The 8,350-nt window shown below is 46.5% G+C and carries 6 protein-coding genes; 5 read left to right on the forward strand and 1 reads right to left on the reverse strand.

Annotation, left to right across the window (positions count from 1 at the left end):
- The first annotated feature begins 237 nt into the window (after nt 1-237).
- The 5 genes from PX636_RS13950 (at nt 238) to PX636_RS13970 (ending at nt 6,728) form a co-directional block, all read left to right on the forward strand.
- Entirely contained in the window at nt 238-1,377 is a 1,140-nt protein-coding gene (locus PX636_RS13950) for a DegT/DnrJ/EryC1/StrS family aminotransferase (RefSeq protein ID WP_288117613.1), read from the forward strand.
- A gap of 37 nt (nt 1,378-1,414) precedes the next feature.
- Nucleotides 1,415-2,320 (forward strand): cyanoexosortase B, encoded by a 906-nt coding sequence (gene crtB, locus PX636_RS13955; protein ID WP_002796928.1) that lies wholly within the window; start codon nt 1,415-1,417, stop codon nt 2,318-2,320.
- Entirely contained in the window at nt 2,313-3,059 is a 747-nt protein-coding gene (locus tag PX636_RS13960; RefSeq protein ID WP_288117614.1) for a cyanoexosortase B system-associated protein, read from the forward strand. Before crtB ends, PX636_RS13960 begins: the two co-directional genes overlap by 8 nt.
- Before the next feature lie 132 nt (nt 3,060-3,191).
- Nucleotides 3,192-4,406 (forward strand): polysaccharide biosynthesis/export family protein, encoded by a 1,215-nt coding sequence (locus PX636_RS13965; protein WP_012266521.1) that lies wholly within the window; start codon nt 3,192-3,194, stop codon nt 4,404-4,406.
- 117 nt (nt 4,407-4,523) lie between these two features.
- Nucleotides 4,524-6,728, forward strand: a complete 2,205-nt coding sequence (locus PX636_RS13970) for a GumC family protein (RefSeq protein WP_288117615.1) — start codon at nt 4,524-4,526, stop codon at nt 6,726-6,728.
- A 6-nt stretch (nt 6,729-6,734) separates the two neighbouring features.
- On the opposite strand, the gene PX636_RS13975 is transcribed toward PX636_RS13970, so the two are convergent.
- Nucleotides 6,735-8,183, reverse strand: a complete 1,449-nt coding sequence (locus tag PX636_RS13975; RefSeq protein ID WP_288117616.1) for a family 10 glycosylhydrolase — start codon at nt 8,181-8,183, stop codon at nt 6,735-6,737.
- Between the last annotated feature and the right edge of the window lie 167 nt (nt 8,184-8,350).

The raw sequence follows: 8,350 nt of genomic DNA on the forward strand, positions 1-8,350 counted from the left end.
AGAACTTTGGCCACCGGCCAAAATTAACGCAGTTAAAGCAGTAAAATCACTCATAATCACCAGTTCTAAAGGATAAACCACAGAGGCACAAAGAACACAAAGAAAAAGACAGACTCGATCAGTGAAGACTATCTATCTATCAGATAAAGGACAAGAGAGCCTACTAATCTAGCCAACTTGCTCAAATCCATGCTAGTCTCTTGATAATTAATAATATCTTCATAACATAAGCACTAGATGAACTCCACTTTAATCAAAGTTCCCTTTGTCGATTTGACTTGGCAAAATCAGCCCCTACAAGCAAAAATTACCGAGGCCATCCAAACAGTTATCGACCGGGGAGATTTTGTTTTAGGCCAAGCTTTAGCCGAATTTGAAACCGCCTTCGCCCAAGCTTGCGGAGTCGAGTATGCTGTGGGAGTAGCTTCTGGCACTGCTGCTCTTGCCCTGGCTTTACAAGCTTACGGCATCGGTGCCGGGGATGAAGTGCTAGTCCCCGCTAATACCTTTGTCGCTACCCTCATGGGTGTTATACAAGCGGGAGCCAAACCGGTTTTAGTTGATTGTCACCTCGATACGGCCCTAATTGACCTTGCGGCGGCCGCCCAAAAAATTACCCCCAAAACCCGCGCCATTCTACCCGTACACCTGTACGGACAGATGGTATCACCCCAACAATTACAGGATTTTGCCCGCAGCTATAATCTGATTATCTTTGAAGATGCTGCCCAGGCCCATTTAGCCAGTAGAGAAGGTTATCGCGCCGGCAGTGTCGGTGTGGCGGCGGGGTTTAGTTTTTATCCCAGTAAAAATTTGGGTGCTTTTGGCAATGGCGGAATGTTAGTGAGCAATGATCCTGAAATTAGCCAAAAAGCCCGCAGTTTAAGAAATTATGGCGCACCGAGCAAGTATTTCCACACCGATATCGGCACTAATAGCCGTTTAGATAGCATACAAGCCGCCATTTTAAACATTAAATTACCCCATCTGGAAAGCTGGAATCGCTCCCGTCATCGAGCGGCAAGACAATACGACCGGCTTTTGGCTCCTTTAACCGATAAGGGCATTTTACCCATACGAGACGAAACCGAGACCGGTCATGTCTATCATCTCTACGTTATTCGCATTCTCCCCCATTGTCCCGTTGAACGCCAACAACTACAAGAACAATTAACTGCCGTCGGTATTCAAACCGGCATTCATTATCCGATTCCCTGTCATCTGCAACCGGCCTATCGCTACCTGGGTTATCAACAGGGAGACTTTCCTCATGCAGAGATTCTCTGTGAAGAAATTGTCTCTCTCCCCATGTACCCCGGCATCAGCGAGGAGCAAATTGAAATGGTTGTTGAACAGATTACTGCGATCATCGGGTAACATAAATTCAGAATTTGTCACTAAATCGCTCCGTCCTATGGGTATTAGTCCTTCCCTATCCCCCGTCTCCCACAAAAATCGGCAATCTTGGCTGATGATCGGTTTCTTGGCGGTTATCTATGGTCCGGTGATCTTTCACTGGTACGATGGTTGGCTGAATAAATCGATCGGCATCGAACACGAATACTTTAGCCACGGCTTGATTGGCCTTCCCTACGCCGCCTATATTGTCTGGCAGAATCGCAAAAAATGGCAACGCCTCGAAGATCGCTCCCATCCCCTCGGAGCCTTTTTGTTAACCCTAGGAGCGATTTTTTATCTCCTCGGTTCCTCTCTTTGGGTTAGTATGTCTTTCCCGATTATGTTAGCGGGAATCTGTCTCTGGTTAAAAGGAACGGAAGGTTTTAAATTACAGGGATTTCCCATACTTTTAACAGCCTTAGCGACTCCTAATCCCATCCCCTACCTGATTGCTCCCTATACCCTACCCCTACAGGTTTTTATTGCCGCTTGCGCTGGTTTTATTCTCCAGCAAGCAGGCTTAGATGTCTCCGTTGACGGTATCTATGTAGCGGTAGAAGGTAGGATGGTGGAAGTCGCTCCCTACTGTGCGGGGCTGAAAATGTTATTCACCAGTCTTTACGTCACCCTCCTGCTGCTCCATTGGACTGATACCATCGAAAACGGTCGTAAAACCCGCTTTATGCTCCTCAGTGCCTTTGGAATTAGTGTCGGGGCTAATATCGTTCGTAACGCGCTTTTAGCTTGGTTTCACGGCACAGGACAAGAGGCAAACTTTAAATTACTCCACGATAGCTGGGGGGGTGATTTGTACTCGGTCTTTATGTTATTACTGATCCTTTTGGTCTTCCAAATCATGCAGTATCGCGAGGCGGTCAAGAAACAGTCCCCGGCTCAAGAGGAAGGTAACCAGGATGATTAGTCAAAAAATTCCAGCCGAGGTAACTTTAGTGTTAGATAAAGTCAAAAAAAAGCTCCCGGGTAATTATTTACTGCTGTTGTGCCTGCTGCTGCTATTGATTTTAGGGGGTATCTTGCCCAATTTAATTTCTGGCCAGTGGTCTTGGGTGGATCAACCGAGAATCAGTAATATGCAGAAAATGCTGGCCCTACAAGAATCGGGAATCAAGTTCTCTGACCTGAAAACCATCGACCAGATCCAAGGTGAAATCGGTGAGGGAAAATGGTCGGTACAAGTGGTGGAAACTCCTGAAGGCAAGAGGATCACCGTGCTTTTAAAGCCACAGGTTTACTATAAAAATCAACCGGGATTAGAATGGTCGGATATCACTTCGATTAGTCGTTGGAATCAGGGGGAAACAACCGAGCTATTAATCCCCACCCAGTCGGGAGGAAAGGCCACGGCTCGATTCTATCGTGCCTGGACAAAAAACACCTTTGCCGTGGTGCAATGGTATGCTTGGCTAGGTGGTGGTCATTACGATCCCTCTGTTTGGTATTGGCTTGACCAATGGGCGCAATTAAAAAGACAGAGAGTACCCTGGATAGCCGTTTCCTTGATGATTCCCTTAGACCCGACCAAAGAACTGCAAACTCTCACCCCCTTTGCTCTCAATCTCGCCAAGGAAGTTCAAAGTAACTTAGAACAAAATGTCTTAAGTCAATTAACTTCTCTGCCTGAGACCAAAAAAGAAAAGTAGTTTTTCTGCTCCCAACTATCTGTTTAAAAAAAACTAGCTCAAGGCACTTTTCTAGTCCTTAATAGCTTCTTTGTTCCTCTCCCACTAGATAACTCTCAGAAAATAAATTGATATATCTGTATGATTCCACCAATGCTCAACAAGTTTTTGCCAGTTAGTTTATTCAGAACCGGGGCCATAGCCTTATCAGGGTTGAGTCTGACAGGGTTATTATGGGTAATTCACTCCGAGAGACTCAAGGCCCAGGGTCCTTTGTCCATACCCCAGACTCAACCAGGAGCCGGGTTGGAATTTTTGCCCCCCCAACCCCCTAATCCCACCTTTCCTGAAAACACGATTCCCCCCGCTGGCTACAGTCCTCCGGTTTACTCTCCCAATAATCCCCAATCCCGACAAATTCAGACCTATCGACTCGATATCGGCGATCAAATTACTGTCTCGGTTCCCGATTTTCCCGAATTTAATTCCACAGGGCCAGTGGATCCCGATGGGAATTTTCTGGTGCCGATTTTAGGGCGTATTCCGGTGCTGGGCTTGACTTTAGACGAAGTGCAAACTAAGATCCGCCTCGAATTGGGGAGAAAATACCTGCGGGAGGAACCGGAAGTGATTGCGGTTTTAACCACTGCCCGGCCCGTCCAGTTAACCATTCTGGGAGAGGTACAGCGGCCGGGGTTTTATAGTATTGCTCCTAATACTTCCCTAGCACAGGTAATTTTGGCGGCGGGGGGTGGCACTCCCAGAGCCGATCTGCGTTCGATCCTTGTCCGTCGGGTTTTAGTCGATGGTACAGTGTTAGAGGAGAAACTTGACCTTTATACTCCCTTAATTAAAGGGGAACGCTTGCCAGATCTGCGTCTGCAAGGAGGTGATGCCGTGATTGTTTCCAAGTTAGAAGTCGGCCAAGAGACGGGATATAATCGCACACTGGTGGCTAGAACCACCCTCGCCCAGCAGAATATCACCGTCAGGGTTTTAGCTCCCTCAATTCCTTCAGGAATTTCCCTGAGAAATGTTTCGATTCCTAATGGCAGTAGCTTCCTTGATGTAGTGGCTAGTTTACCGGTTTCCGATCGCCTGCGGATTAATGTCAATGAAGTGTCCCTGCTCCGTTTTGATAGTGCCAAAGGGGGAATTGTTAGTCAAACTTTGAGTCCGATAGCGGCAGTTAGGGGAGATATCTCCCAAAATGTCCCCTTAGAAGATCAGGACGTAATTATCGTCACCCGCACCCTGTTAGGGGAGATTTTCGCCGCTTTTAATATTATTACCCAACCCATCCGGGATATTTCCAGTTTTACCAATACAATTCTCGACTTTGGCAATCAATTCAATAACTTCCAATAATTGAGGGGCAACTTGCTCCCTTCACTCCTTAACACAACTTCATAAGCTAGGATTTCAAGGGCGAGAATCACTCTTGACCGCTAAAATGTAAAGAATCTGGGAATACATTAAAAAGCTATGGCTCTACCAATTGTTAAACGATTTCTCATCTCGCTAGATCAGAACAAATTTGTGGGAATATTCGTCTTCCTCGTCTGTTTAGGTGGTTCTGTGATCTTTGCTCTCCTACCCGATCCTGAGAAACCCCCCACCTTTTATCGGGCGGTGGGACAATTGGCCTACCGGGTGCCGCCGCCAGCTTTTACCAGTACAGGAAGCCAACTGCAAGAACAAGGGCGGGCTATTGACCGCGATTTACTGCTGTCTCCCCGGGTATTGGTCAGTGCCGCCCAAAAACTGCAATTTAATCAGGAACAGATCGTTAAAATTCGCGATCGAGATTTGAAAATCACCTTCCCCGGTGAAGCGGAAGGACAAAAAAATAATAGCGACCAACCCCAAGAGGTACTTTTAGAGTTAACGGCCGACTCCCAGGCCAAGGCGGAGTTAATTCTCGAAACCTTGATGAAGGAAATGGTGGAATACAGTCGCTGGCTGAATACTTCCCAGTTACGCGCCCGCATAGAAGCTCTCAGTGTCCGACTGAACGAAGTCCAAAAAGATTTAACCAGAGCCGAAGAAAAGTTTTATCGCTACATTAGTACCCAGGGTTCAGATTTATTGGCGATTCAAGACGGGAGTTTATTCACCGCTATCACCAGTAGTCAACAGCAACAGCGAGAAATTCGCCTAGAACTGCAAGGCATTCAAGGACAGATTAATAGTCTGAGTGAACAACTCGATTTAACCCCCGATCAAGCTTACACCTCCTCAGCCCTTAGTGCCGACCCGATTATTGCCAGTATCCGAGCGCAGATATTGGACACGGAAGCCCAATTGGAGGGACTACAGAAGGATTTACGTCCCGAACATCCCACCGTCGTTAAATTACGCAAACAACAGCAAGTTAACGAATCTCTCTTACAAAAAAGAGCCGCCGAGGTGATTGGAAAAGATGGCGTTCTTACCGCTCTTCCCAGCAGTCGCATCCGTCAGCAAAGTAATCTCGATGCCACCCGTCAACAACTAGCGGCTCAATTAGTCACCCTGCAAACCCAGCGCGAGGGTTTAATGAAACAATTAGAGTCCTTGGTGACTCAGGAACAGCAATTACGCTCCCAATACGAGAAATTCCCCGATAAACAGCTACAGCAAGCTCGTTTAACCCAAGCTGTCGCCTTTCAACGGGGTATCTACGAGAATATTCTCAATGCTCTGGTGGATGCTCAGGCCGCAGAAGCGGAAACCGTGGGTAGTCTCACCGTCGCCCAACCGCCGGTTGCTCAACCGATCGAACAGGTGTTTAACCGCAAGAATCGTACCTTGATTCTCTTGGTGGGTGCTGGTTTGGGAACTTTAGCCGGATTGGGTACGATTCTCCTGTTAGCAGTGATCGATGATCGCCTGCACAGTCCCCAAGAATTGCGGGAAGCTTTGGTTAGTCGGGATATACTACTCTTGGGACAATTGCCCATTGTCCGGAATTTAGAGGGCGAGGAAATCGAGCCGATTCTCGCCGATGCTAATGCCAATTATCTCCCCTACTACGAACGTTTACGCAGTACCCTGCGACTTGTGGGCGGCGGCGAAACGGTGAAAGTGGTTGTTGTCACCAGCATTACTGGCGGAGAGGGGAAAACCGCCACTGCCTATAATCTGGCGATCGCTGCAGCTTTAGCGGGCCGACGGACTCTGTTAGTCGAAGGAGATCTGAGAAGTCTTTCTAAGGCCGAAGAAATCGGAGTCACTCCCGATCCCAATTCTTTCCGAGAACCCCTACTTTACTACGGGGCAAAAAGTAAATCGATCCGGCTGGCCCCAAATATTGAAAACCTTTCCATTTTGCCTAGTCCCGGTCCGCAAAAACAAGCGGCAGCTATCATTGAATCGAGCGAATTACAATTAATTCTCAAAGATTCTCGCGGCCGTTTCGATCTGGTGATTGTCGATACTCCTTCTCTGTCTAGCTGTAATGATGCTCTTCTCTTAGAAGAACTAGCGGACGGGATTATTCTGGTAACGCGCCAGGGCATAACTCGTTCTAGTCTCTTGAGTGAAGCAACTGACCAGTTAACAGAAGCGGAAGTGAAAATTTTAGGGGCGGTGATTAACTACGTCGATATTACGCCGACTCTCAACACCGCCGAACCAGAACTGCCGCCTTTGATAGTTCCCCCAACACAGGAAAAAACAGAGACAGAGGAAGTGAAAGTGGAGGTGTAAATGGGGTTACTTATGACAAAATCTTCTGGCTCGATCGAATTGTGGTTCTTGCCAAGAAAAAGCAAAATGACTGATACTATCTATGCTGGGAAAAGCTAGGCGAATCGCTTCCATTTGCACTTCTAAGGAGGGACGATTGTTATAGGGTTGTCCCCATAAACCCGCTAAAGCCGGGATAACAGCAGTTTGATTTCCCCTGCTTGCCACTACTCTTTTGATCTGATTAACCACACAGGTACTATCATTACAATTAGCGTAGGACATGGGATGCCATTCTAGGGAAGCGGGAAAACTATCCCAAGCTTGTAAACGGGAATCAAAACCTTGATTACCCACAAGACGATTTCCATCAGGAAAAAACACTGCCCCGGCGGGAATTCCCTGACGTTCCACTAGGGCGGAAAAATAACTAATATAATCAATGACACCCTGGGCAGCATGGGCAACCGCTAGGAACCAAAGTTCTAATTTGAGGCGATCAAAACGACTTTGAACTGATTGTTTCATCTCCTCTTCTAAGGGGATTCTACCCTGCCAAAGAGGGGCGGTTTCTTGGGGATAAAGGCGATCGGCTTCGACGATATCATGGGGGGAAATTTGGCCGCGAGTCAGATAGCGATCGATTAAAAATTTGCCCTTATTATTCAATCCTCGATTAATTAAAGCTTGTCGGGATGCGGGACTAAAAATCCATAAATCTTGGACATTATCGGCAACGGAATCGACTCCTGTTCCTCTCGGATAGCGAATATAATCAAATAAAACTCCATCGGGACGACGTTGTAAAATGGCTTCTAGGAGAATTAAATAATCCTGTCGCGCTTGATTACTGTAGGGATCGACAAAAGTTTGGGATCGATCATCGACAAAAGAGGTGCTATCCTGTCCTTTACCATTGCGTGCTAACACCTCCTGTCGCTCGGGTTTTAAGCTATAAGCATAGCCAAAATTGAGGCTAAATAACCAAGCATACACCTTTAAACCGCGTTTATGTCCCTGTTCAATCGCCTGTGCTAATAAATCCACATTTCCAGCACCGGGATTTTTAATCACGCTATCCCAAACCGTGAGATTATTGTTAGGAGGTAATAGGACTTGACCATCGGCAAAAACTTCCAGATAAACTATATTATAACCTTTGGCCACGATGCGATCGAGGATACTTTCTATCGATCCTGGACGGGTATCACAGGAGTAAAGACGTAACCAGATCGCTTGTTCCTGTAACCAGTGTCGGGAACGACAAAAGCGCAATTGTTCAGCATATTTCTGCAATAAAATGTCATATTCTTGGGGGGAAGTTTGACGCAGATTTTCTTGTTGTTTGATTTCCGATTCGGAGAGTTGACAATTATCATTGACAGCGAGGCTAGAGTTAATCCCGAGAGGACTACTCCAGAGGATTATAGCGAGGAAACAGGATAGCGATCGCAGATAATTGACTTTTTTTAACATAGTTGTTCACGGCAAAAGTAGCAAAGGAGAAATTTTCTTAGTTTGCTATTTTTTTAGAGCAGTTATCTTAATGGTGAGGTATAATGTTTTCGGTTTGGGGATAGGAGAGACAGGAGACGATTCTCAGTCAGATTATACTTCACCTTGATCGAAAATTTGGGTTGAAA

The sequence above is a fragment of the Microcystis sp. M53598_WE2 genome, from assembly GCF_030067735.1.
GTDB lineage: Bacteria > Cyanobacteriota > Cyanobacteriia > Cyanobacteriales > Microcystaceae > Microcystis > Microcystis aeruginosa.

Excerpts from the sequence above, each read along its gene's own strand:
- PX636_RS13950 (WP_288117613.1), top strand. The coding sequence starts at position 238 with ATGAACTCCACTTTAATCAAAGTTCCCTTTGTCGATTTGACTTGGCAA.
- crtB (WP_002796928.1), top strand. The coding sequence starts at position 1,415 with ATGGGTATTAGTCCTTCCCTATCCCCCGTCTCCCACAAAAATCGGCAA.
- PX636_RS13960 (WP_288117614.1), top strand. The coding sequence starts at position 2,313 with ATGATTAGTCAAAAAATTCCAGCCGAGGTAACTTTAGTGTTAGATAAA.
- PX636_RS13965 (WP_012266521.1), top strand. The coding sequence starts at position 3,192 with ATGCTCAACAAGTTTTTGCCAGTTAGTTTATTCAGAACCGGGGCCATA.
- PX636_RS13970 (WP_288117615.1), top strand. The coding sequence starts at position 4,524 with ATGGCTCTACCAATTGTTAAACGATTTCTCATCTCGCTAGATCAGAAC.
- PX636_RS13975 (WP_288117616.1), bottom strand. The coding sequence starts at position 8,183 with ATGTTAAAAAAAGTCAATTATCTGCGATCGCTATCCTGTTTCCTCGCT.